General features: G+C 66.5%; 25 protein-coding genes and 3 pseudogenes. 13 read left to right on the plus strand and 15 right to left on the minus strand.

Annotated features, from left to right (window positions below):
* Positions 1-62 precede the first annotated feature (62 nt).
* From G6N13_RS03400 to G6N13_RS03410, 3 genes are read left to right on the plus strand one after another with little or no spacing between them, the layout of a single operon-like run.
* Positions 63-1,235, plus strand: coding sequence for an NAD(P)/FAD-dependent oxidoreductase (locus G6N13_RS03400; RefSeq protein WP_163694811.1), 1,173 nt, complete (start codon positions 63-65; stop codon positions 1,233-1,235).
* Entirely contained in the window at positions 1,232-2,125 is an 894-nt protein-coding gene (locus tag G6N13_RS03405; protein ID WP_163694812.1) for an RNA polymerase sigma-70 factor, read from the plus strand. The genes G6N13_RS03400 and G6N13_RS03405 overlap by 4 nt, the downstream gene beginning before the upstream one ends.
* 40 nt (positions 2,126-2,165) lie before the next feature.
* Positions 2,166-3,401, plus strand: a complete 1,236-nt coding sequence (locus G6N13_RS03410; protein ID WP_163694813.1) for an aminodeoxychorismate synthase component I — start codon at positions 2,166-2,168, stop codon at positions 3,399-3,401.
* On the opposite strand, the gene rsmI is transcribed toward G6N13_RS03410, so the two are convergent.
* The gene (gene rsmI, locus G6N13_RS03415) at positions 3,368-4,207 is read right to left on the minus strand and encodes a 16S rRNA (cytidine(1402)-2'-O)-methyltransferase (protein WP_163694814.1); all 840 of its coding nucleotides are present in this window, start codon (positions 4,205-4,207) and stop codon (positions 3,368-3,370) included. The two genes, G6N13_RS03410 and rsmI, sit on opposite strands and share 34 nt — an antisense overlap.
* A gap of 25 nt (positions 4,208-4,232) precedes the next feature.
* On the opposite strand from rsmI, the gene G6N13_RS03420 reads away from it, so the two are divergent.
* A complete protein-coding gene (locus G6N13_RS03420; protein WP_163694815.1) occupies positions 4,233-5,783 on the plus strand; it encodes a dolichyl-phosphate-mannose--protein mannosyltransferase in 1,551 nt (516 codons plus the stop codon).
* Here the strand turns inward: G6N13_RS03420 and G6N13_RS03425 are convergent.
* Positions 5,780-6,706, minus strand: coding sequence for an LLM class F420-dependent oxidoreductase (locus tag G6N13_RS03425; RefSeq protein WP_163694816.1), 927 nt, complete (start codon positions 6,704-6,706; stop codon positions 5,780-5,782). The two genes, G6N13_RS03420 and G6N13_RS03425, sit on opposite strands and share 4 nt — an antisense overlap.
* A 91-nt stretch (positions 6,707-6,797) precedes the next feature.
* Here G6N13_RS03425 and G6N13_RS03430 point away from each other — a divergent pair.
* Both G6N13_RS03430 and G6N13_RS03435 read left to right on the plus strand, forming a co-directional pair.
* Positions 6,798-7,346, plus strand: a pseudogene (locus G6N13_RS03430) (hypothetical protein).
* Between the two features lie 5 nt (positions 7,347-7,351).
* Positions 7,352-9,640, plus strand: a complete 2,289-nt coding sequence (locus tag G6N13_RS03435) for a CaiB/BaiF CoA-transferase family protein (protein ID WP_163694817.1) — start codon at positions 7,352-7,354, stop codon at positions 9,638-9,640.
* Between the two features lie 97 nt (positions 9,641-9,737).
* On the opposite strand, the gene G6N13_RS03440 is transcribed toward G6N13_RS03435, so the two are convergent.
* Both G6N13_RS03440 and arcA read right to left on the minus strand, forming a co-directional pair.
* Positions 9,738-10,043, minus strand: a complete 306-nt coding sequence (locus G6N13_RS03440; protein ID WP_163694818.1) for a hypothetical protein — start codon at positions 10,041-10,043, stop codon at positions 9,738-9,740.
* Between the two features lie 15 nt (positions 10,044-10,058).
* Positions 10,059-11,267: an arginine deiminase gene (arcA, locus tag G6N13_RS03445; protein WP_163694819.1), complete on the minus strand. Its 1,209-nt coding sequence runs from the start codon at positions 11,265-11,267 to the stop codon at positions 10,059-10,061.
* 85 nt (positions 11,268-11,352) lie between these two features.
* Here arcA and G6N13_RS24800 point away from each other — a divergent pair.
* A pseudogene (locus G6N13_RS24800) lies at positions 11,353-11,517 on the plus strand (redox-sensitive transcriptional activator SoxR); the annotation flags it as partial.
* Positions 11,518-11,547: 30 nt separating this feature from the next.
* A complete protein-coding gene (locus tag G6N13_RS03455; protein ID WP_179965070.1) occupies positions 11,548-12,144 on the plus strand; it encodes an alpha-ketoglutarate-dependent dioxygenase AlkB in 597 nt (198 codons plus the stop codon).
* A gap of 2 nt (positions 12,145-12,146) precedes the next feature.
* Here the strand turns inward: G6N13_RS03455 and G6N13_RS03460 are convergent, their stop codons facing one another.
* Together G6N13_RS03460 and G6N13_RS03465 are read right to left on the minus strand one after the other, a co-directional pair.
* A complete protein-coding gene (locus tag G6N13_RS03460; protein WP_163694821.1) occupies positions 12,147-12,800 on the minus strand; it encodes a DUF5642 family protein in 654 nt (217 codons plus the stop codon).
* Between the two features lie 28 nt (positions 12,801-12,828).
* Positions 12,829-13,494 carry a DUF5642 family protein gene (locus tag G6N13_RS03465; protein ID WP_170310430.1) on the minus strand — a complete coding sequence of 222 codons (666 nt, stop codon included), beginning with the start codon at positions 13,492-13,494 and terminating at the stop codon, positions 12,829-12,831.
* Between the two features lie 74 nt (positions 13,495-13,568).
* On the opposite strand from G6N13_RS03465, the gene G6N13_RS24805 reads away from it, so the two are divergent.
* Both G6N13_RS24805 and G6N13_RS03470 read left to right on the plus strand, forming a co-directional pair.
* Positions 13,569-13,766, plus strand: a complete 198-nt coding sequence (locus G6N13_RS24805; protein ID WP_235677913.1) for a hypothetical protein — start codon at positions 13,569-13,571, stop codon at positions 13,764-13,766.
* The gene (locus G6N13_RS03470) at positions 13,672-13,956 is read left to right on the plus strand and encodes a hypothetical protein (protein ID WP_235678137.1); all 285 of its coding nucleotides are present in this window, start codon (positions 13,672-13,674) and stop codon (positions 13,954-13,956) included. The genes G6N13_RS24805 and G6N13_RS03470 overlap by 95 nt, the downstream gene beginning before the upstream one ends.
* An 11-nt stretch (positions 13,957-13,967) precedes the next feature.
* On the opposite strand, the gene G6N13_RS03475 is transcribed toward G6N13_RS03470, so the two are convergent.
* Positions 13,968-14,444 carry a TspO/MBR family protein gene (locus tag G6N13_RS03475; RefSeq protein ID WP_163694822.1) on the minus strand — a complete coding sequence of 159 codons (477 nt, stop codon included), beginning with the start codon at positions 14,442-14,444 and terminating at the stop codon, positions 13,968-13,970.
* 71 nt (positions 14,445-14,515) lie between these two features.
* A complete protein-coding gene (locus G6N13_RS03480; RefSeq protein WP_322789297.1) occupies positions 14,516-14,692 on the minus strand; it encodes a PE-PPE domain-containing protein in 177 nt (58 codons plus the stop codon).
* A 446-nt stretch (positions 14,693-15,138) separates the two neighbouring features.
* On the opposite strand from G6N13_RS03480, the gene lpqN reads away from it, so the two are divergent.
* From lpqN to G6N13_RS03495, 3 genes are all read left to right on the plus strand, one after another.
* Positions 15,139-16,017, plus strand: a complete 879-nt coding sequence (gene lpqN, locus G6N13_RS03485) for an envelope biogenesis lipoprotein LpqN (protein ID WP_407663864.1) — start codon at positions 15,139-15,141, stop codon at positions 16,015-16,017.
* A 137-nt stretch (positions 16,018-16,154) separates the two neighbouring features.
* Positions 16,155-16,409, plus strand: coding sequence for a hypothetical protein (locus tag G6N13_RS03490; protein ID WP_163694824.1), 255 nt, complete (start codon positions 16,155-16,157; stop codon positions 16,407-16,409).
* A gap of 107 nt (positions 16,410-16,516) precedes the next feature.
* Entirely contained in the window at positions 16,517-17,833 is a 1,317-nt protein-coding gene (locus G6N13_RS03495) for an HNH endonuclease signature motif containing protein (protein ID WP_163694825.1), read from the plus strand.
* Here the strand turns inward: G6N13_RS03495 and G6N13_RS03500 are convergent.
* The 7 genes and pseudogenes from G6N13_RS03500 to G6N13_RS03525 all read right to left on the minus strand — a co-directional run bounded on the left by G6N13_RS03500 (position 17,830) and on the right by G6N13_RS03525 (position 22,872).
* Entirely contained in the window at positions 17,830-18,651 is an 822-nt protein-coding gene (locus tag G6N13_RS03500; RefSeq protein ID WP_163694826.1) for a shikimate 5-dehydrogenase, read from the minus strand. The two genes, G6N13_RS03495 and G6N13_RS03500, sit on opposite strands and share 4 nt — an antisense overlap.
* Position 18,652: 1 nt before the next feature.
* Positions 18,653-19,696, minus strand: a complete 1,044-nt coding sequence (locus tag G6N13_RS03505) for an acetyltransferase Pat (protein WP_163694827.1) — start codon at positions 19,694-19,696, stop codon at positions 18,653-18,655.
* 98 nt (positions 19,697-19,794) lie between these two features.
* The gene (locus G6N13_RS03510) at positions 19,795-20,277 is read right to left on the minus strand and encodes an SDR family NAD(P)-dependent oxidoreductase (protein WP_235678031.1); all 483 of its coding nucleotides are present in this window, start codon (positions 20,275-20,277) and stop codon (positions 19,795-19,797) included.
* Positions 20,217-20,426 (minus strand): hypothetical protein, encoded by a 210-nt coding sequence (locus tag G6N13_RS24810; protein WP_235678138.1) that lies wholly within the window; start codon positions 20,424-20,426, stop codon positions 20,217-20,219. The genes G6N13_RS03510 and G6N13_RS24810 overlap by 61 nt, the downstream gene beginning before the upstream one ends.
* 20 nt (positions 20,427-20,446) lie before the next feature.
* Positions 20,447-21,463 (minus strand): NAD(P)/FAD-dependent oxidoreductase, encoded by a 1,017-nt coding sequence (locus G6N13_RS03515; protein ID WP_163694828.1) that lies wholly within the window; start codon positions 21,461-21,463, stop codon positions 20,447-20,449.
* Positions 21,460-21,969: an isoprenylcysteine carboxyl methyltransferase family protein gene (locus G6N13_RS03520; protein ID WP_163694829.1), complete on the minus strand. Its 510-nt coding sequence runs from the start codon at positions 21,967-21,969 to the stop codon at positions 21,460-21,462. Before G6N13_RS03520 ends, G6N13_RS03515 begins: the two co-directional genes overlap by 4 nt.
* Positions 21,969-22,872: pseudogene (locus G6N13_RS03525) on the minus strand (type III polyketide synthase). Before G6N13_RS03525 ends, G6N13_RS03520 begins: the two are co-directional and overlap by 1 nt.
* Positions 22,873-22,910 lie beyond the last annotated feature (38 nt).

Genomic DNA, 22,910 nt, shown 5'->3' on the forward strand with positions numbered 1-22,910 from the left:
ATCCACACCGGCGCTGGTGTCTCGAGGTCAGCACGCTCAAGCGACCTCAAAGGAGAGATGTGATGACCGAGCAACGAACCCAGGTTGTGGTGATCGGCGGTGGCTACGCCGGCGTGATCGCCGCCAACCATCTGCGGCTGCGTGCGGGAGTGGACATAACCCTGGTCAACCCCCGCCGCGAGTTCGTCGAACGGATCCGGTTGCACCAGCTGATCACCGGATCCGACGACGCCACCGTGTCCTATGCCGACATCCTCGGCGACGGCATCAGGCTGGTGGTCGACGCGGCCACCCGCATCGACGCCGAGGCGCGCCGAGTGGAGCTGTTCAGCGGCCAGCCGCTGCCGTATGACTACCTCATCTACGCCGTCGGCAGCGGTTCGGCTCAGCCAACCGTTCCCGGCGCCGACGAATTCGCTTATCCCATCGCCGATCTCGAGGAGGCTCAGCGGTTGACCGCGGCACTGGCCGACCTGCACAACGACGCGCCGGTATGCGTGGTCGGCGCCGGCCCGACCGGTATCGAGACCGCCGCCGAGCTGGCCGAGCTGGGCCGCAACGTCACGCTGGTGTGTGGCGCCGTCCTCGGCCCGTACCTCAGCACGCCGGGGCGCCGGTCGGTGGCCAAGCGGCTGCGCAAGCTCGGGGTCGAGATCGTCGACGGGCCGCAGGCGAAGGCGACCGCGGTGGCCGCCGACGCGGTGACGCTCGAGGATGGACGCCGGCTGGCAAGCGCGGTGACGATCTGGACCGCCGGATTCGGGGTGCCCGATCTGGCGACCCGCTCCGGGCTGCGTACCGATGCGGTGGGCCGGCTGCTCACCGACGAGACGCTGACCAGCGCCGACGACGATCGAGTTGTGGCTGCCGGGGATGCCGCAGCACCCTCGGACCAGCCGCTGCGGATGAGCTGCCAGGCCGCGATGCCGCTGGGTGCGCAAGCCGCCAACACCGTGCTGGCCCGTATCGCCGGCGAGCAGCCCGCCGTGATCAGCCAGGCGTTCACCGGGCAGTGCATCAGCCTGGGCCGCGCCAGCGCCACCATCCAGATCGCCCGCACCAACGACGTCCCACTACCGCTGTACATCGGCGGGCGCACCGCGGCGACGATCAAAGAGGCGGTCTGCAAAGGCACGATCAGTTTCCTGCGGAAAGAGGCGCGCAAGCCAGGGTCCTACTTCTGGATCAAGGTCGGCGGCAAGCGGCCGGTGCCCGCGGCGGCGCAGACACCGTGACCACAGCAGATGAACACGCCGAACGGTTCACCCTGCTGCGGCCACTGCTGTTCACCATCGCCTATGAGATCCTCGGCTCGGCAACCGAAGCCGACGATGTCTTGCAGGACGGGTATTTGCGCTGGGCGACAGTCGATTTGGATGAGGTTCGGGATACCAAGGCTTATCTGGCCCAGCTGGTCACCCGTCAGGCGCTGAACACGCTGCGCTCGCAGGCCCGCCGCAGGGAGGACTACGTCGGCCCGTGGCTGCCCGAACCACTACTGCTCGACGAACGCGATGCCGCCACCGACGTGGTGCTCGCCGAATCGGTGTCGATGGCCATGCTGGTGGTGCTGGAGACGCTGACGCCCGACGAACGCGCGGTGTTCGTGCTGCGGGAGGTGTTCGGCTTCAGCCACGACGAGATCGCTGCCGCGGTAGGCAAATCCACGGCCGCGGTACGCCAGATCTCGCATCGCGCCCGCGAACACGTGCACGCGCGGCGGCGCCGGTTCGAGCCGCTCGATCCGCAGCAGTCCGAGCAGATCACCATGCAGTTCCTGCTGGCGGCCGCGACCGGTGATGTGGACGGCCTGATGGGCATGCTGGCACCTGACGTGGTGTTCACCTCCGACAGCGACGGTAAGGCCAGCTCCGCCCGCCGCCCGGTCCTTGGCCCCGACAAGGTCGCCAGGTTCATCATCGGGCTGTTTCGCCAGGCCACACCGGAATACCGGATCGAGGCCGCGAACTACAACGGCGCACCGGCACTGGTGGTCTACCGCGGCGAGGTGCCCGAATCGGTGATGACGATCGAGATCACCGACGGGACGATCACCAACTTCTACGCGATGCGCAATCCGGAGAAGCTCGCCGCCGTCACCGTGCGCAGGGAGATCAGCCGCTGACCCCTTTGCGTCTGCTGGCCGCAGGCGTCAGGCTATGGCGATGCGCATCGACCGGCTCGGCGACCTCGGCACCGCCGCCGAAGTGCTGCGCGCCGTAGCCGGCGCCGCCGCTGCGCGCCGGCTGCCGCCTCCGGCCGCGCTGGCCGGCGACTGGTTTGGCTCAGCGGCGGTGATCGCCCCCACCGTCCCGGTGGCGGCGGTCTCCCCCGCTGCGGCGTTCGCGGTACCGCCTGGCGATCGCGGCGATGCGATCGGCGGCGGCTGGATCGGTTATCTGTCCTACCCGGATGCGGCGTCCGACGGTGCACCACCGCGAATCCCCGAGGCGGCAGGCGGGTGGACCGACAGCGTGCTCCGACTGGACCGCGACGGCTGCTGGTGGCACGAAAGCCTCTCCGCCGCACCGATAGCCGCGTGGGTGAGCGCCGCCCTGTCAGATCCCCCGCCCTACGACGACTACGAAATCGATTGGCAACAGCCCGATTTCGCACGGCACCAGTCCGGTGTCGCGGAGTGCCTGGCCGCGATCGGCGCCGGTGAGGTCTACCAGGCTTGCGTGTGCACCCAGTTCGCCGGCATCCTGCGTGGTTCGACACTGGCGTTCTTCGCCGATGCGGTGGCCAGGACCACGCCGGCTCGGGCCGCCTATCTGGCCGGCGACTGGGGTGCGGTGGCGTCACTGTCACCGGAGCTGTTCATCCGCCGCGTCGGCGATAACGTCACGTCCAGCCCGATCAAGGGCACGTTGCCGCTGCATCGCCCACCTACCGAACTACTGACCTCGGCCAAGGATGTCGCCGAAAACATCATGATCGTCGATCTGGTGCGCAACGATCTGGGTCAGGTGGCCGACACCGGAACCGTCACCGTCCCCGAACTCCTGGCGGTCCGCGCCGCACCGGGCGTGTGGCATCTAGTGTCGACGGTAGCGGCCACGGTGCGCCGCGATATTCCCAACGCGGCAGTGCTGGCCGCGGCATTCCCACCGGCTTCGGTGACCGGTACGCCGAAAGGCTCTGCCCGTCAACTGCTTTCACAGTGGGAGGCGCGGCGGCGCGGGGTGTACTGCGGGACGGTCGGGATGGCGTCCCCGATCGCGGGCACCGAGCTGAACGTCGCGATCCGCACCGTGGAGTTCGATGCCGACGGTGCGGCCGTGCTCGGTGTCGGCGGCGGGATCACCGCAGACTCCGACGCGCAAGCCGAATGGCAGGAGTGCCTGCACAAGGCCGCCGCCGTGATTCACAGTTCGCGCGCCCGCAGCACCGCCTCGTAGAGGTCCCGCCGCGACGGCGCACCCGGGTGGGCCTCGACCACCTGACCGCAGGCGTCCTTGACCCGCATCCCGTCGGCCACCAACGCCTCGACCTCACCGACCAGCGTCGGCAGATCGGTGGTCGGCACCGCGCCCGCGAGCACCACGGTGATCTCGCCGAGCACTTTCTGGTCAGCCCACTGCGCGAGTTCGGCCAGCGTGCCACGCAGGATCTCCTCGTGCACCTTCGTCAGCTCCCGGCACACCACCGCACGGCGCTCGCCCCCGAGCTCGTCGATGGCGTCGTGCAGGCACTCGGCCAGCCGCCGCGGCGATTCGAAGAACACCCACGTGCGGGGTTCGGCGGCCAACGCGGCCAGCCAGGCCCGCCGCGCGGACTGTTTGCGCGGCGCGAACCCCTCGAAGCAGAACCGGTCGGACGCCAGCCCGGACACCGCCAATGCGGTGGTCACCGCAGACGGCCCGGGCAGGCAGGAGACCGGCAGGTCCGCCTCGATGCACGCTCCCACCATCCGATAACCGGGATCGTTGATCAACGGCATCCCCGCATCGCTGACCATCAGGACCGTCGCGCCCGCTTTGATGTCGTCGACGAGCGCGGGCACTCGGGCCGCCTCATTCTGATCGAACAGGCTGACCACCCGCCCGCCGATCCGCACGCCCAGCGACTGGGCCAGGGTGCGTACCCGCCGGGTGTCCTCGGCGGCCACCACATCAGCGGTGGCAAGGGCGTCGAGCAGCCGTTTCGAGGCGTCGCCCGGCTGCCCCAACGGCGTGGCGCCGAGCAGCAGACGTCCGGTGCCCATGCAGGACAGAATACGATCGCTAGCGATGACCACGACCGCCGACGACCTGGATTCGCATCAGCGTCACTCGCCCGTCATCAGCCCCGGCCCACTGGTGCCGGTCGCTGACTTCGGCCCGCTGGACCGCATCGAGGGCTGGGTGGCGACCGCGATCATCACCGCGCTGGCCGCGCTGACCAGGTTGATGAACCTCGGCTCGCCGACCGACGCCGGCACGCCGATCTTCGACGAGAAGCACTACGCACCGCAGGCCTGGCAGGTGCTGCATAACTACGGCGTCGAGGACAATCCTGGCTTCGGGCTGGTCGTGCACCCGCCGATGGGCAAGCAGCTCATCGCGTTCGGTGAGGCCCTGTTCGGCTACAGCGGCGTGGGCTGGCGGTTCACCAGCGCGGTGTTCGGTGTGGTGCTTGTCCTGCTGGTGGTGCGCATCGTCCGCCGGATCACCCGCTCGACGCTGATCGGCGCGATCGCCGGACTGCTGCTGATCGCCGACGGGGTGAGCTTCGTCGCGGCGCGCACGTCCTTACTGGACGGCTTCCTGACGGTGTTCGTGGTCGCGGCGTTCGGCGCCTTGATCGTCGACCGCGATCAGATGCGCGAGCGAATGCACAACGTGCTCTTGGACGGGCGCATCGCCGAGACACCGTGGGGGCCGCGCCTCGGCGTGCGCTGGTGGCGTTTCGGCGCCGGCGTGCTCCTCGGCCTGGCGCTGGCGACGAAATGGTCGGGGCTGTACTACATCGTGTTCTTCGGTGCGATGTCGCTGGCGTTCGATATCGCCGCGCGGCGTGCCTACCGGGTGCCCAGGCCGTGGTTCGGGGCGATCCGGCGCGACCTCGGGCCGACCGCGTATGTGTTCCTGCTGATCCCGTTCGCGGTGTACCTGGCCTCGTATGGGCCGTGGTTCTCCTCGGAGACCGCCGTCAACCGCTACGAGGTCGGGCAGTCGATCGGTGAGCGGGAGTGGTTCCAGCCGCCGGACGCGATCCGGTCGCTGTGGCACTACACCTACAAGGCGTATCACTTTCACTCGACGCTGACGAACTCTGCTGGCAACCACCATCCGTGGGACTCCAAGCCGTGGACGTGGCCGATGTCGCTGCGACCGGTGCTGTACGCCATCGACAACCAGAACGTGGCCGGCTGCGGCGGGGCCTCGTGTGTGAAGGCCGTGATGCTGGTCGGCACACCGGCGATGTGGTGGCTGGCCGTACCGGTGTTGGTCTACGCGCTGTGGCGGGCGTTCATTCGCCGCGACTGGCGGTACGCCGTCGTGCTCACCGGCTACGGTGCGGGATTCCTGCCCTGGTTCGCCGATATCGACCGGCAGATGTACTTCTTCTATGCCGTGCCGATGGCGCCGTTCCTGGTGATGGCGATCGCGCTGATCCTCGGCGACATCCTGCACGCGCCCAACCAGAACGCCGAACGGCGAACGCTCGGGCTCATCGTGGTGAGTGCCTATGTCGCGCTGGTGATCACCAACTTCGCGTGGCTGTATCCGGTGCTCACCGGTTTACCGATCTCACAGTCGACATGGAATATGGAGATCTGGCTGCCCAGCTGGCGCTAGAGGCCCAGTATCGGCTTGAGCCGCTCGGCGACCTCGGTGACACCACCGGGCTTGTAGCCGTTGATCGTGGCCGCACTGAGGATCACACCGCTGACGCCGGCGTCGAGCACCTTGGTCTTGATCTGGTCGGCGATCTGCTCCGGGCTGCCGAAGACGGCCTGCTGCTTGAACTCGTCCGGGATCATGTCGGGCGTGATGTTCTCGTCGATGATCGCGATCGCGAGCACGCTGGTTTCCAGGGTCGCCGGGTCGCGGTCGATCTTCTCGCATGCCTCCTTGACCACCTGGACCTTGCGGGGCAACTCGTCGAAACCGGCGATGATGTTGAGGTGGTCGAAGTACTTCGCGGCCAACGGGATGGTCTTTTTCTCCCCGCTGCCGCCGATCATCAGTGGAATGTGTTCGCGGAAGCGGGGATTGGCGAATGCCTCATGGGTTGTGTAGTACTGGCCGTCCACGGTCACGCGCTCGCCCTTGAGCATGGGCAGGATGATCTCCAGCGACTCGTCGAGCTTCTTGAACCGGTCGGTGAACGTCCCGAATTCATAGCCCAGCGAGTCGTGCTCGAGCTGGAACCAGCCGGTGCCGATGCCCAGGATCGCGCGGCCCTGGCTGATGACGTCAAGGGTGGTGATCGCCTTGGCCAGCAGCGTCGGGTTGCGGTAGCTGTTACCGGTGACCAGCGTGCCCAGCTGCACCCGCTGCGTAGCCGTGGCCAGCGCGCCCAGGGCCGTATAGGCCTCCAGCATCGGTTCCTCGGGGGCACCCAGGCCGGGGAGTTGATAGAAGTGGTCCATCACGAAGACGGAATCGAAGCCCGCCGCCTCGGCCTCCTGCGCCTGCGCGATCACGGTGGGGAACAGCTCCGAGACACCGGTGCCGTAGGAGAAGTTCGGGATCTGAAGTCCAAGTTTGATTGCCACGCATGCAAACGTAACCCCGACTAACCGGGGCGCGCGCCCCGTTTCTCTCTCGGCGAACCTGGGAATACCGGCGCCCCGTAAGGTCAGGGCCATGAAAAGCCGCGCCGCCCTCGCCCGCGAGGTGGGCGGCGCCTGGTCTAGTGAAGACTTCGAGCTTGATCCGCCGCGCGCCGGCGAAGTGGCTGATCCCGATGGCTGCCGCGGGGCCCTGCCACTGCGACGACCACATCCCGAACAATGTCATGGCGCGACCCGGCGACCAGGTGGTGACGTCGTTCGTCGCGGTGTGCGGGCACTGCCGCTGGTGAAGATCGATTCGGACATCCCGTTAGTGCCCGCCGCGCTGCTGGCGTGCGCGATCCCGACCGGCTACGGCTCGTCGGTCAAACGCAAATCGGCGACAGCATTCGGTGCCGCGCACACCGCGGTGTGGGCCGCCGACGCTGTGGCTCTGGTCCGGGATCTGACCCGTAAGGGCGGCACCTGCGTGCTGACCGGCATGGCGCCGGCCGGTGCGCTGCCAGTGCACCTGGACGAGATGATCACCTGCCGCCACCGGCTCGGCGATATCAACACCGCGTTCGACGACCTGCGAAGTGGTGAGCTGGTCCGCGGCGTGATCGACTTCGAGATCGCTTGATCCCCATGGCTTCTCCGCTGTCGGGTATGCGGGTGCTCGAAATCGGCGACCGGATCGCCACCGCCTACTGTGGCAAGCTCCTGCGCGACGCCGGCGCGGACGTGGTGATGCTGGAGCCGCCGGCTGGGCATCGGCTGCGGCACTATCGCCCCGCCGGTGTCGCAGCCGCTGAAGGTGACGCCCCGTTCTTTGCGTTCCTGGCCGGCGGTAAGCGCAGCATCACCAGCGCGACGGTTCCCCGCGGCCTACTCGACGCGGCCGATATCGTGATCCTCGGGGCCTCACCCGACGAAGCGGCCGCACTTGGCCTGGATCGAGACCACATATCGGGGCGCACTGAGGTAATCACGGTCTCGGACTTCGGCTGGACCGGCCCTTGGGCCGAGATGCCCGCCACCGAGTTCACCCTGCAGGGATGGTGCGGATCCACCGGGTCGCGCGGCGAGCCGGATCGTGCGCCGATCGCCGTCGGCGGCGACCTCGGCGAGTTCATCGCCGGCAGTTACGGGGCCTTCTTCGCACTCGCCGCCCACCGTGGCGGCGGGCCGTTCGACCTGTCGGTACTGGAAGCCATGACCACCTCGATGCAGGTGTTCTCCTGGCTGCGCAAGGAATTGATGCTGCTGGAGGTCCTCGGGCGTTCCACCGAAGTGCCGTCAGTCGAACGCGCCAAAGACGGTTATGTCGGCATCTCGATGGCCACCGGACAGCAGTGGCAGGACTTCTGCGCGATGGTCGGCTGTGCCGACCTGGCCGACATCCCCGAGCTGCGCTTCCAGGTCGGACGTTGGGAACAGCGCGATCTCATCCGGTCCCGCACCGCGGAGTTCTTCGCCACACACACCGTCGACGAGATCGTCGAGTTGGCGGCGCTGTTCCGCATCCCGATGACGGCGATCGGCAACGGCGAAACCCTTTACGGCATGGATCACTTCATCGACAGGCAGTCGTTCGATGACCATCCCGCCGGCTTCCGGGCGCCCCGCGCGCCCTGGCGGATGAGCGCCACTCCCCCACTGCCCCCGGCCCTGCCGCCGGTTCTCGGTGACACCGAGTCCCCCTGGCAGCCGCGTGATTCCAAGGCTCAGCGCACGGGCCTGCCACTCGCGGGCGTCCGTATCGTGGACCTGACCGCGTTCTGGGCGGGCCCGACCGCGACGCATCTGCTGGCAATGCTCGGCGCCGAGGTGGTGAAGATCGAATCGGTGCAACGCCCAGATGGGATGCGCTTCGCCGGCGGGTTCCGCGAGGACGTCGAACGGTGGTGGGAATACAGCTGGGTGTTCCACGGGGTGAACTCCGGTAAGCGCTCGATCACGCTGGATCTCGGATCCGAAGAAGGCAGAAGACTTTTCGGCCGGATGGTCGCGGGAGCCGATGTGGTGGTCGAGAACTTCACCCCCCGGGTGATGGAGAATTTCGGCCTGAGCTACGAGCAGCTGCGCGAACTCAACGAGCAGATCATCGAGGTCCGCATGCCCGGGTTCGGGCTCGACGGCCCGTGGCGCGACCGGGTCGGCTTCGCGATGACGATGGAACAGCTCGCCGGACTGGCCTGGCTCACCGGGTATCCCGACGGACTACCCACCGCGCCACGCGGCGCGTGTGACCCGCTGGCCGGGGTGCACGCCGCGTTCCTCACACTCGCTGCGCTGGAACACCGGCGCCGGACCGGGCAGGGCCAGCTGATCGAACTGCCGATGATCGACGTGGTGCTCAACGCCAGCGCCCTGCAGGTGATCGAGCGTGATGTCTCTGGTGTGCTACTCAGGCGACGGGGTAATCGTGGGCACGAGTTCGCCGTACAGAACGTCTACGCCTGCGCGGGCGACGACCAGTGGATCGCGGTCAGCATTCGCCACCACCGCGACTGGAAAGCCCTCAAAGAGGTTCTCGGCCAACCGGTATGGGCCCACAGCCTCGTCTACGGCGAGGACGCCGCCGACTCCATCGACAGTCACCTTACCGACTGGTTCGCGGCCCAGGCCCGTGACGCCGCCGTCGCCACGCTGCTCGCCGCGGGCATCCCCGCCGCGCCGGTAGTCCAACCACCCGAGGTGATCGACAATCCCGCGCTGCAGGCCCGGGGCTTCTTCCAGACGGTCACCCACCCGCTGTGCGGCCCGCTGCCCTACCCGCGGCCGCCGGTCACCGGCCACTTCGTGACTAGCGCCGCCCCACTGCTGGGCCAGGACAACACCGAAATCCTCGGCCGGTCATTGGGATTGACGGCTCAAGACCTGGTTCGCCTTGAGGAGGGCACCATCATCGGAACCTGGCCGCTGGGCCTCTGACTTACCGGTGGATCCAATCACGGGGCCGCACCCGCCAGGTGCACCGCTCATACTCGAGGTGACGCTGTTGATCACAGCGGGCGGAAAGTCAGTGCGCTCAGCGATGATTCGAGCGATATTGGCGGCACACCACGGGGCCTCGGGCGGCGTAGGGTTCGCGTATCAGCTCCCGCCGGGTGGCGATCCCCATCGGCGCCGCCTCACCGAGATCGGTTGTCCACGGATATGTCTCAGCGCTGTCGGCCGGCAACGCGCGATCGTTGATCGGGCCCTGCAGGTGCGAGGCATGCGTGCCAGTGACCGCAGCGCCCACCTCGGCGACCGTGATCGCGCGCCGCGCCACGTCCCGCGACCAGTCACTGTCGTCGAAAGCCGACCGCGCCGCCGGCGGCCAGGCATCCATCGATGGGCAGTTCGGTCACAGCGGATCCCGCGCCACCGGACAGGACATGCACCGTGGGCCGCCGCGCCCGGTACCCAGCTCGGAGGCGCCGATAGGCAGCACCTCGATACCCGAATCCTGCAGTCGGGCATTGGTTTCGGAGTTCCGCTCGTAGGCAACGACGACACCGGGCGCCAACGCCAGCGTGTTGTTACCGTCATCCCATTGCTCACGTTCGGCGGTCACCGGATCCAGACCGGTGTCGATGACGCGCAGCCGTTCGATTCCCATCGCCTCGGCCGCAGCCCTCACGAACGGTGCCTCGTCGGCGATCGTGATCCCGTCAGAGGTGCGCTTGATGGTGAACGCTGACAGCGAATCGCTGATCGCCGGATACATCACCACCGCGTCGACGTCGACCATCGTGCAGACGGTGTCCAGGTGCATCTGCGCGCGCTCCTGGGCGATCGGGACGGCGAGCACCGTATGGGCCAGGCCGTCGTCGAATAGGCTGCGCGCCAGCGCTTCCGCGCCTGCCGGGGTGGTGCGCTCCCCTACCCCGACGGCCACCACTCCGGGCGAGAGCAGCAGAACATCGCCGCCTTCGACCGGCGCTATCTGCGATTCGTAGGCGCGCCGCACCCCGAGGAAACGCGGGTGGTGGGCGTAGATCAGATCGGTCAGCGAAGTTTCACGGATCCGGGCCGGCAGCGCCAGCGAGGTAATCGCCACCCGCGGGCCTATCCAGAACGACGAGTCGCGGGTGAACAACAGATTGGGCAGCGGCTCGATGACGAAATCGCCGCCGTGATGCATGCGCCGCACCAGCGACGTGTCACTCTTGGCCCCCGAGGGCAGTTCGGTGAAGGTCATACCCCCCGTCAGGACGTGCGCCAGCGCGGCCGGCTCCAGACCGCGCAAATGAGCCGAAAGTTCCTGCGCCAGTGGCATTCCCAGACGACGCGCATCTACCGCCGCGGCGATCCCCTGCATCCGGGCCGCACCGCTGTTCAGCGCCTCGGTCAGGAGCTCGGACATCAGCAGTACTTCCACGCCCCGCGACCGCAGCAGATCGGCGAACGCATCGTGTTCTTCCTGTGCCCGTGCCACCCAGGGCAGTCCATCGAAGAGCAGCTTGTCGTTGTTACGCGGCGTCAGCCGTTGTAATTCAGCGCCGGGCCGGTGCAAGATGACGACCCGCAGCGTCCCGACCTCGGAGTTGGAGCCCAGCACGGTGGCAGTCACAGATAGCACCGTAACAACTGGTCCGCCACCTTAACTATCGTTGAGGTGTGAGCGAGCAGGAACTGGTGCCCGGCGACCTGGCCCAGCGGGCCGGGGTGGCGATCTCGGCGAGCGGATTGTGCAGATACAGCGGTTGCGCGACAATCTCGCCGACTGCATCGGCTGCGGTTGCCTGAGCCTGCGCAGCTGTGCCCTGTCCAATCCCGAAGACGCGCTGGCCGGCCAAGGTCCCGGAGTGTTTCGACGATAGATCGAACAGATGTGCGATATCCTCGACCGCGTGTCTGTGTCGGTTCAGGGCGCGCTGTTCGAGCACAGTGAGCGCCGCGAGCTCGGCGCCGGTGCGTGGATCGAGCTGCGTTCGGCGTGGGCCGAGGATGCCGACGCGCTGTTCGAGGGCTTACTCGGCGATACCCCGTGGCGGGCCGAACGGCGGCAGATGTACGACCGCGTCCTCGACGTCCCCCGACTGGTCTGCTTCCACGACCTGAATACCGAGCAGCCGCCGCATCCCGCCATCACCAAGGTGCGGCGTCGCCTCAACGACATCTACGCCGGCGAACTCGGCGAACCCTTCACCACCGCGGGCCTGTGTCTATACCGCGACGGCGCCGACAGCGTCGCCTGGCACGGCGACACGATCGGCCGCAGCAGCACCGAGGACACCATGGTCGCGATCGTCAGCCTCGGCGCGACCCGGGTGTTCGCGCTGCGCCCTCGCGGCGGCGGACCCTCACTGCGGCTGCCACAACATCACGGCGACCTTCTGGTGATGGGCGGTTCGTGCCAACGCACCTGGGAACACGCGGTGCCCAAAACCGCGCGGCCGAGAGGTCCACGGATCAGCATCCAGTTCCGCCCGCGCGATGTGCGCTGAGCTCAGCGGCGAATGGCGTTAACGCCGGCGACCAGAAGATCGCGGGCGCGGCCAGTGTTCACCGGCGCGATCGGTTTGTCGGGTGCCACCACCGGGTTGGCGCTGACGATCACCTGATAGACGCCGAAGTGCGCGGAGTAGTTGTAGGTCTCCCCGGTGCGCAGCTGATTATCGACCGCAGCCTGCAGGACTCGGTGCACGCCGAGGGTCTGGGTGCCGTCGATCTTCGGGGTGTCGACGATTTCGACCAGGCCGCGCAGCCCGGAACCGGTGAAAGTGACCTTCTGGCAGTCGGGTCCGGGTTCGGCGACCGGAATCGGCGAGTTGGTTTCGACCGCGATGACGATGAAGCGGTTGCCCTCGCCTTGAGCGGAAACGGCGGCCATATTACCCTCCGTTCCCGTCGGAACGAGTTGTCCGGCCGCGAATTTCGCGCAGGCGGGCGGGTCGAATGTCAGTCTGTCGGGCAGCTTCTGGCCGGCCAGCAGTTGGGGGTCGATCCCGGTTTTGGCGGTCTCGGACACGGTGAACCCGGGGCCGAAGGTGGCTTTGAGCGTTGTCACCTTCGCGATATCGGCCTGCGTCGCGTCACCCGAACCGCAGGCAACCAACAGACCGGCACCCAGCACTGCCATGGCCGCGCCGGGTTTCCACATCGTGGCCAATGTACCAACGCGCCGGTACTCACCCGCGCAGGGCGGACACCGTCGCGACCAACAGATCGCTGACGAAGTGGGAATCCAGCGGCGGATGCGGCGATCCCGGATCGGTGACCAAGGTGACGTAGGCGATATGGCCATCGACGTAGGCCTGCGCGGTGACGGCGTTGCTGTCGGTCTCGGTGCCGGATTCGACGATCATCCGGGTGGCGACCGTCATCGCGATAGTGTCGGCACCGTCGATGCGGGGCGCCTCAGCGAGTGCGATGTCACCGGAAGTGTGGGCGAACCTCATTCTCCAGTGCGCACAGTCGCCCCGCACTCCGGCGTCCGGCAAGCCCTGGCCTGGCACCGCGACGACGACGTAGACCGTTCCGCCCGGTCCGGAGGCCGAGTACCCGCGGGTGCCCGGTTCGTCGGGGGCCGGGTCGGCCAGCGCGGCGCATTGCGGAGGCGTCGCCGTCCACCCGGATCCGAAGCCCCACAGCCCCGCCGCGCTCAATGGTCCGATGACGTCGGCGATCTCGTAGCCCGCGGGCAATGCCGGCCGGATCCGTTTGATATTGGCCGGATTGATCGGACCGGACGCACTCGCCGACGCGCTCGGCGATGACGGTGACGGCGCCGTGTTGGGCTGGGCCGCGCACGCGGCCAGCCAGAGCGCCATCAGGCAGACGATGAGCCGCTGCACCGGGTCTTGATACCACTGTTTATTGGCCTGATGCGCGCGCCTCGCGGGCTAACTTGGCAGCCATCTGTACTCGAGTGCTGTGGAACAGCAACGACGTAGCCGTTCTCACCGGTCGCACGATGGACTGGCCGGAGTCGAACCAGCCGCTGGTCGTCGGCTTCCCCCAGGGGGCTGTGGTTGCAGTACCCACTGGACCAGGCGGCCACCGTCGCCGAAGCGCTGCCGCTGATGGACGACATCCAGGTGCTGAAGATCTCGGCCCGCGGGAATGACGCCAACCGAACCGTCACCGACCTGACCAACCGGATGTACTTCTTCGAGCTGACCGCCAGCCCCAGTGTCATCTGGGTCGAGATGGATCGGTTGAAGCGCGAGGGCGGGCCCGTCGCGGTCGAACCCTATGACGAATCACTCGTCGGCGATATCACCGACCGCTTCGCACCGCACGATCTGCCGATCTAACGCCTGCCGTACTAGCGGTTGAGACGCCAGATATCGGTGGACATCAGCGTCGCGAACGAGCACCACAACGGGTACGGCGCCAGTGCGGCGCCGTACTTCGGATCCGCGGCGGCGGCGCGGCGGGCCAGATCGGCGCTGCTGACCGCTAGCGCGCCGGCCACGACCGCCGACGTGCCGAGCCGGTGCGATTTGAAGAACAGCCAACTCCAGCTGGCGTTGAGCACCAGATTGGCACCCAGCGCGGCGCTGTAGGCGCGAGCCTTGTCGTCGTCACCGGCGGCGCGGAACTTCTCGATCGCCGCGGCGGACGTGACGGCGATATCGGCGTAGAGCGCTGTCCATGCCACCGGGAACACCGCGTTGGGCGGCACGTATCGCGGCTTGCGCAGGGTCGGGTACCACGTCTCGACACCCTGGCGGGTGGCGACGCTACCAACTACGGCCGCTGCTGCGGTGGTCAACGACGTTGCGATGATCGACTTGCCCATGAACGCCACCGTACCCGTGCGACGGGCGGGCGATGTTGGTCACCGGGAAAAGCAATTGGTGCCGTCGACGGTCACCCCCAGACGGGAATGTGAAGTCCGCTGAAGCGCTCCATGATCCCGCCGTTCGGCCGGTTCGGATTGTCGATCAGAACGAAGGACGCACTTGGCTCCGCGCCGTCGGATTGCGCGATGAGGTCTCGTTTGACGATGGTCGCAATCCTGGCGCTCTGCGAGTACCCGAACACCACACAATCGGACGGCGCAGCCGTATGGTCACCGAAATGGTCTGCCTCGCAGGATGTCCGCCCCTGTGGGCAGTTGTCCAGATTGCCGGCCAGAAGTGCTTGGGGGTGTGCACGGCGACCAGGTGGTAGGCACCGGGATCAGTCGATTCGGCCCGAGCCAGCCCGGTGGGTGCGATGTAGAGATCGAGCGCGCCCTGGACGAGCTCGCCGACGAAGTCCGACGATTCCCCGACCAGCGGATGCCCGGCCCCGCCCATGATCAACGCCGTAGTGACGATTAGCTCAATGCCGGCGGTCAGCGAGCCGGCGGATCCGAAAACGACCGGGCACAAGACTGCGAGCGCCGCCAGACACAGCAAGCGCTGACAGCTGGCCATGGCGCCCCGAACGCCAAGCGCAACGCCGATGGGTGGCTTCGCCCGATCCACCGTCGCGACCACGTTGCGCCGTTGCACTTACGCGACCTAGCAGCCACGGTGCACCTCTGGTGCGGCGCACGTTCACAAACGTTCAAATTCGCTGTCAAGCGCATTAAGCTGCTCAATCGAATTGGGTCGGCCGCAGGGGACGGTGCGCCACTACAAACGGTGCGCCACTATAGAAGGAGAACTCGTTCGATGAACAAGATGACGGCCGCAGCGACGGCGGGGCTGGCCGCCGTTTCATTGAGTTTCGCGTTGGTGGGCTGTGGCTCGGACAGCAAGACCGACACCAAGGCGTCCACCTCGACTTCGACATCGACATCCACCGCGACTTCTACGTCGAAAAGCGCTGAGACATCCGCGAGCCCGTCACCGGCGGCCGGAACGAACCAGACGATTCAGGACTACCTGAAGACGAACAACATCCAGGAGACCCCCATCAAGCGCGGCGCTCCCGGCGCACCCAACATCGACCTCGCCATGCCGCCGGGCTGGTCGGATGCCGGCGGGCAGACACCGGATTGGGCGTACGCAGCCATCGTCTTGGACAACCCCCAGGACAAAGCCGACCCGCCGAGCATCATCGCGATCGTCTCTAAGCTGACCGGCAACGTCGATCCGAAGAAGATCCTCGAGTTGGCCCCGGGCGAATTGGCGAACCTGCCACAGTGGGTGCCGCTCGGTGATGCCAACCAGAGCACGCTAAGCGGTTTCGACGCCGTTCAACTCCGCGGCAACTACGTCAAGGACGGTAAGAAGCGAATCATCGCCCAGAAGACGGTGGTGATTCCCGGCAAGGACGGCCTGTACGTCCTGCAGATGAACGCCGACGGACTGGATGGCCAGGAAGGCACGTTGATGGAGGCAACCAACATCATCGGCGAGAAGACGGCCATCACCCCCTGATTGGTGAATCGCGCGGCCGCCGGCGTCTGTATGCGCGCCGGCAGCCGCGTCCCGTTCTGCCGAGGAGGCTTCGTGACATCCGATCAACCCTTGCCGCCGGAAAACCTGAGATCCCTGAGATCTCGGCGGGCGCGCGGATGGTGAAGTCGCTGAGCCCCCGCTCGGTGTGGGCGATGGCCGACCCGTATCCGGTGGTGGTCAAGTGGTTTGTGCAATTCTGCTTGATCATCGTCTACCCCGCCTGGGTAGTCGGGCTGCTGTTCGGGCTGGCGATCTACTACGCCGTCTACGGCGTGCTGTGGGTGCTGTGGGTGCTATTAGCCCCAATGCGGTTGTGGATGAAGAAGAATCGGCCCGACGAGTACGCGGCAAGCCAGAATAAACAGATCTGACGGGCTGAATTCGCTTCTCCGGATTGAAGTTATCCCCAGATTCGGGTACATCCACAGCTTGCTGGTGGGTGCGGTTTTTGTCGGTAGCTCGCACTAGTGTTCGAGACATGAGTTCGGTTCTGGCGGCGCTGGATGCGCTCGACACCGCAGTCGAACTTGTGAGTGCCGCTGACATCGAGGAGCTGGCCGCTCCGGAGCGGTTCGCGGTGTTGGAGCGGATGGAAACGGCTCAGCGTCGGCTGACGGCGGTGTCCCATGCCGGGGTGGCCCGGTTGGAGCGGTTTGAGGGCTGCCCACCTATACCGATCATGCTGGCCGACGTGCTGCGGATCAGCCGCAAGGAGGCCAACCGGCGGATCCGCAACGCTGAACAACTCGCGCCGCGGACCACGTTGACGGGGGAACTGTTGCCGCCGGTGCTGCCCAAGACTGCGACGGCGTGGCACGACGGACTACTTGATGGCGAGCACCTGCGGGTGATTCAGAAGTTCTTCCGTGATCTGCCCGACCATGTCCCGCCAGTCGAGGTCGAGAAGGCCGAGCAGTCCTTAGCCCAGCATGCGGTGAATTTGCGCCCGGATCAGCTGGAGAAACTCGCCCACCGGCTCGCACTGCATCTCAATCCCGATGGCACGTTTTCCGATGAGGACCGCGCCCGCAAACGCGGCTTCCTCTGGTGTGGGGGTCAACAGGTCGACGGGATGAGCGTCGGCCGGCTGGTCGCCGACCCCGAACTACGATCCATGCTGGATGCCTGGTTCGCCAAATTCGCCGCCCCCGGCATGTGCAACCCCGCCGACCAAACCCCCACCACCACCCCGACCGAAGACGTCGCCCAACGAGATGGGCGTAGTCACGGTCAACGCCAGCACGACGCCTTGACAGCCTTGGTACGCGGGCAACTCGGCGATCCGAAACTAGGCCAGCACAACGGGTTACCCGTCACGGTCATCGTGACCGCCACCCTGCAGGATCTCCAAGCCAAGACCGGCCACGCCGTCACCGCCAGCGGAACACTGCTCCCCGTCCCCGACGTCATCCGCATGGCCACCCACGCCTACCACTACCTAGCGCTGTTCAACGGCGTGAACGGACAACCGTTGTGGCTGGGCCGCACCAAACGCATCGCCTCACCGGATCAGCGAATCATGCTCTACGCCAAGGACCGTGGTTGCACCCGCCCGGGCTGCGATGCACCCGGCTATCGCTGCGAAGTCCACCACGTCGACGAATGGGCCAAAGGCGGGCTGACCAACATCGACACACTCACCCTGGCCTGCCCACCCGATCACCGACTCCTCGAACAAGGCTGGAAAACCCGAAAACTCGCCAACGGCGACACCGAATGGATACCACCACCCCAGCTAACACTGACAGCCGGCACCAACGACTTCCACCACCCAGAACGACTACTCAACGACTAATCCCGCGAGAACGCCGAGGCGTCGGCCACCTGCTGCACGCTCGGCCGCACCCCGGTGTAGCGCTCGAATTGTTCGGCCGCCTGCAGGGCGATTACTTCCGCGCCGGTGATCACCCGTTTACCGGCGGCACGGGCGGCGACGATCAACGGCGTCTCCGACGGCACCGCGACCACGTCGAAAACCGCATGCGCAGCAGCGATCACGTCGTCACCATAAGCCTTTTCATGCTCCTCAGGTCCGTCGGCCATCCCGAGCGGCGTCACGTTGACGATCACCGGCGCACGAAGATCGCCCACCTCACTGCGCCATGCGTAGCCCAGACGCTCTGCGAGGTCGAGCCCACTGTCGGTGTTGCGTGCCACGATCGTGCCGTTACCGAATCCGCTGTCCCGAAACGCCGTTGCCACCGCACTCGCCATTCCACCGCTACCGCGGATCACCACCGCCGCCTGCGGATCCAACCCGTGCTCGGCGATCAGCCGTTGCACGGCAGTGTAATCGGTGTTGGCCGCGGTCAGCTCACCGTGGTCGTTTACGATCGTGTTGACGGCGTTGATCGCGCGCGCCGACTTCTCGACATGGTCCACCAGTGTCAGGACATCCTGTTTGAACGGCATCGACACCGAACACCCGCGAATGCCCAACGCTCGCACTCCGCTCATCGCGGCGGCGATATCGGTTGTGGTGAAAGCCTTGTAGAGGAAATCCAGGCCGAGCTGCTCATAGAGGTAGTTGTGGAAACGGGTACCGATATTGCTGGGCCTGGCGGCCAGCGATATGCACACCTTGGTGTCTTTGTTGAGCGCGGGCCTGGCCATCTCAGCCGATCGCCCGGAGCACTTGCCCCACAGATGCGCGGATCTCGGCCGCCAAGGCCGGATCAATCTGCAGCGCATCGGTTTTCGGTACGTCGAATTCGGTGATCACGACTCCTGGTTCCTCACGCTCCCATTTCGCGCCGAAGCGGTCGAGAATGCTGCGCATCGGCATATTGTCACTCAATACCCTCCCCGAGAACCGCTTCACTCCCCCGACCTCCGCCGCGATGACCAGTGCGTCCATCATGAAGTTGCCGATACCGCGGCCCTGATAGGCATCACCAACGATGAACGCGATCTCAGCGACCGAGGGATCCGACTCATCGCGAACGAACCGCACGTCGGCGACGACAAGGTCCGCCTCATCCACCAGTACCCAGACAAAATGATGGATGTAGTCCACCTGGAACAGATAGTTCATCAGCGCCATGCTGGGCGCGCGCATCGACATGAACCGGCGGTACAGCGTCTCGGTGGAGAACTCGATCGGCCCGTTGGACGTGCGTGCGCTGTCACCGGGCAGCGCCGGGCGCAACATCAGCTCTGTGCCGTCCTTGAGCACCACCGGGATCGGGGTGACGAACGCGGCCAGCCGCTGCCGGGCCGTGCGCACCATTCGCTCGCTCATCCCGGGCAGGTCGGCCAGGATTTCAAACGCCGCATGGTCGCCGATGTAGGCCGTCAGCGGTTCGGTGACCGTGACCGTGGCAGTGCGGGGTTTGTCCCGCAACAACGCGATCTCCCCGACGATCATGCCGGCGCAGACCTCGCCGAGGATGACCTCGTCATCGTCACCAACGTGGCGCACCTCGGCCCGACCGGACTGGATGAGCAGGAACGACACCGCTCGCTCACCCTGACGTGTGAGAACCTGGCCGACTGGCGCCTGCAACGGCTTCAGATGCGCGGCCAGCGGCAGCAGCAACTCCGGTGCCAACCCCGCGAAGACCTCCATATGCGCCAACCCGTCGGCGCGCACGGCGATCAACTCCGGCGTCGCGCCCAAAGCCGACGCCAGACCGCGGTCGCCGCCGTCTGCCGTCATCCGACCTCCATCGTCATCAACTTCGAGGCTACCGACGGGTGAGAACACCTCGGGCCGATTCGTCGGACGAACTCAGTCAACCGTTGACGACACAACTGCTAGAGATGCTTGGACCGGTTGACGAACCTGCCGGCACGCGGTGAAAACAGCCAGCCACCAACGGCTTTCGTTCCCCCGTCGACCGCGATGTTATGTCCGGTGACGAATCCGGACAACTCGGAGGCCAGGAACAGCGCAACCCGCGCCTGATCCTGAGGCCAGCCGGCCCGACCCACTGGCACCCAGGACTGCCACAGGTGCTCGGCATCCTCGTGACCGGTGAGGTAGTCCACCTGCGGGGTCTGGGTGAGATCCGTTTCGATGCCGTTGACCCGGATGCCGTGCCGCCCCAGGTCCACGGCCAGGCACGTCGTGAAATGCGCGACCGCGGCTTTCATGGCGCCGTAGACCGGGTCACGCGGAAAGCCGCGCATGCCTTCCACGGAGTGGACGTTGACGATGTTGCCGCTGCCCGCCCTGATCATCGCCGGGACGAACGCCCGGGTGACCGCGAAGACGTGGCGAAGATTGATGTCGCATATCCGCTGCCAACTCTGCGGCGTCGATTCCTCAACGCCACCATCGGGCGGTAGTCCCCGATATTGTTGACCACGACGTCCACCCGGCCGTAGTGGCCCATGACCACGTCGGACCGACGGGCGACATCGACATCGAGGGGGCCGTTGGTCATAGCGGCGCAGCCTACGCCGGTCAGTACGCCAGCAGATTGACAATCTTGGTGAATCCACCGGGGAGCGCCGCCGCCGCCGGCATGATCCGCGACCGTGTCGGACCGAACTCGACGGCCCGCAGCAGCCCGGCCGTCAGCAGCCGGTAGCGCCGTGACATCTGCCGCCACTGCCTGTCGTAGTCACCCGGCCGACCGGCCAGAACACATCTCACCAATAGCTCGGCACCGCCGAAGGCGATACCCAGCCCCTCACCCGTCAGCGCGTCGACGTAGCCGGCGGCATCACCCACCAGCATGACCCGCCCTGCGGTGCGGTTCGCCACCCGCTGCCGCAGTGGGCCTGCGGCCCGTTCGGGTCCGTGCGGATGCCCGTTGACGCGTTCACTGAGGGCACCGAATTCGGCGAGGCGGCTCTCAAATGAACCCTGCCGTCCGGTCAGGATCGCAATGCCGACGCAATCGTCGGCCACGGGTGTGACATAGGCCTCGGCACTATCGCCCCAGTAGACCTCGACCCGCTCACTCCAGGGTGCGGTGTGAATGTGGCGGCGCAGCCCCCACCGGCGCGACCCTCGGCTGGGCAGGGCCAGGCCGAGCGACCGGCGAATGGGTGAGTGCAAACCGTCGGCGGCAGCCAGGTAGCGCGCCCGAAATCCGGCGCATTCAACCGAATCCGAGTCCTGACTGATCGATCCGACATGGGCGGTGACCAAGTCGACACCCGCCGCCGACGCCGCATCGGTCAACACGCTGTGCAGTGCCGTGCGGCGCACGCCCAGACCCGCGTCGGCGCGGAACGGCGCATCCACGCGGCGCCTCGAATCGAGGTAGGTTATTCCACGAAAGGGCTTGCCGGGCGGGGTGATTCCGAGTGCCTCCAGTTGCCGCACGGTATAAGGCATCATGCCCTCGCCGCAGGCCTTGTCGACCGGCGGGCGACGCCGCTCGACGACGGTCACCGACAGTCCGGCCCGCGCGGCGTGCAGCGCGGTGACCAGGCCGGCCGGCCCACCGCCCGCGACCAGGAGATCGATCACGACAGGCTTGCCAGGGCCGCGTTTTCGGTGCGGATGCGGGTCCGCAACAGCGCTGCGTTGAGCACGGTGAAGACCAGTGCGGTGATCCACCCGGTGTGGACCAGTGGCAGTGCGATGCCCTCGGCGATAACGGCAACGTAGTTCGGGTGGCTGAAGAAACGGTACGGTCCGCCGACCACCCGCGACGCGCCGGGGATGACGACCACCCGGGTGTTCCACTGCGGCCCCAGTGTGGTGATGCACCACCACCGCAAGCCTTGCGCCGCAATCACTATCGCTACCATCGGCCAGCCGAGTGCGGGCAGGAATGGCCGGTGCAGCCCGATGACTTCGACCAGCGCACTGATCAGGAATCCGGTGTGCAGGACCACCATCACCGGATAGTGCTTCGCACCGAACTCGATACCGCCCTGCGTTTTGCTCCACGCGAGATTGCGCCGGGCGACCACCAGTTCAGCGACCCGCTCCAGCGCGACAGCGGCGACGAGTAGTACGTACCAGGTCATCAGTGCCAGCGCAGCAACACCAGTTCCGAGCAGAACCCCGGCCCCATGGCCATCATCACACTGGGGCCTGCTGCCGGACGCTTGGCGATGGTGTCACGCAACACGTGCAGTACCGACGACGAGGAGATGTTGCCGATAGCGGCCAGTGATCGCCAGGTCAGTTCGAGCGCCTCTTCAGGCAATTCGAGGCTGCGCACGATTGCTTCGATGATCTTCGGGCCGCCAGGGTGGCAGACCCACGTGCCGATATCGTCGAGCTTCAGGTCATGTGCGCCAAGGAATTCGGTGACGTCGGCAGGCAGGTAACGCTCGATCACCGCAGGCAGATCGGCAGAGAGCACCAGCGCCAAACCTGATGAGCCGACGTCCCATCCCATGGTGCGCAACGAATCTGGATACAAATGACTGCGTGAGTCGATGACATCGGGGCCACCGGCGTTGATCTTCTGCGCACGGCGCTCACCGACTGCGACGACGGCCGCGGCGCCGTCTGCGAACAGCGCGCATCGGCACGCGCCGCACGTCGGGGCGCATCCCCAGCTGTCCAGCGATCCTTGCCTCGATCGACGGCGCCGCGACACCCGTCACTGTGGTCGAAATGAACAGGTCGACGTCCTGAGGTGTCAGACCGGCTTCCTCGAGCGCACCGGTGACTGCGGCGGAGCCCAACTCGACCGCATTCTCGATGAACAGATCGTTCGCCTCGCCGAAGTCTTTCAGCGCGGGATATTGGTCCAGCGGCAGGACGAAGTGTCGATTGTCGACCTTGGCACTGCGATGCAGGCTGCGAAGGATCTCCTCGTACTCTCCGTACCCGTCGACCGCCAAGAAGGCTTCGGTGATTTCGGCCTGACTGAAGCGGTGCGGCGGCAATTCGCCACGCACACCGGCGATAACACTGATTGGACACATGCCTTGATCACGAGCAGCGACACCCACTG

Source organism: Mycolicibacterium sarraceniae (assembly GCF_010731875.1).
Classification (GTDB): Bacteria; Actinomycetota; Actinomycetes; order Mycobacteriales; family Mycobacteriaceae; genus Mycobacterium; species Mycobacterium sarraceniae.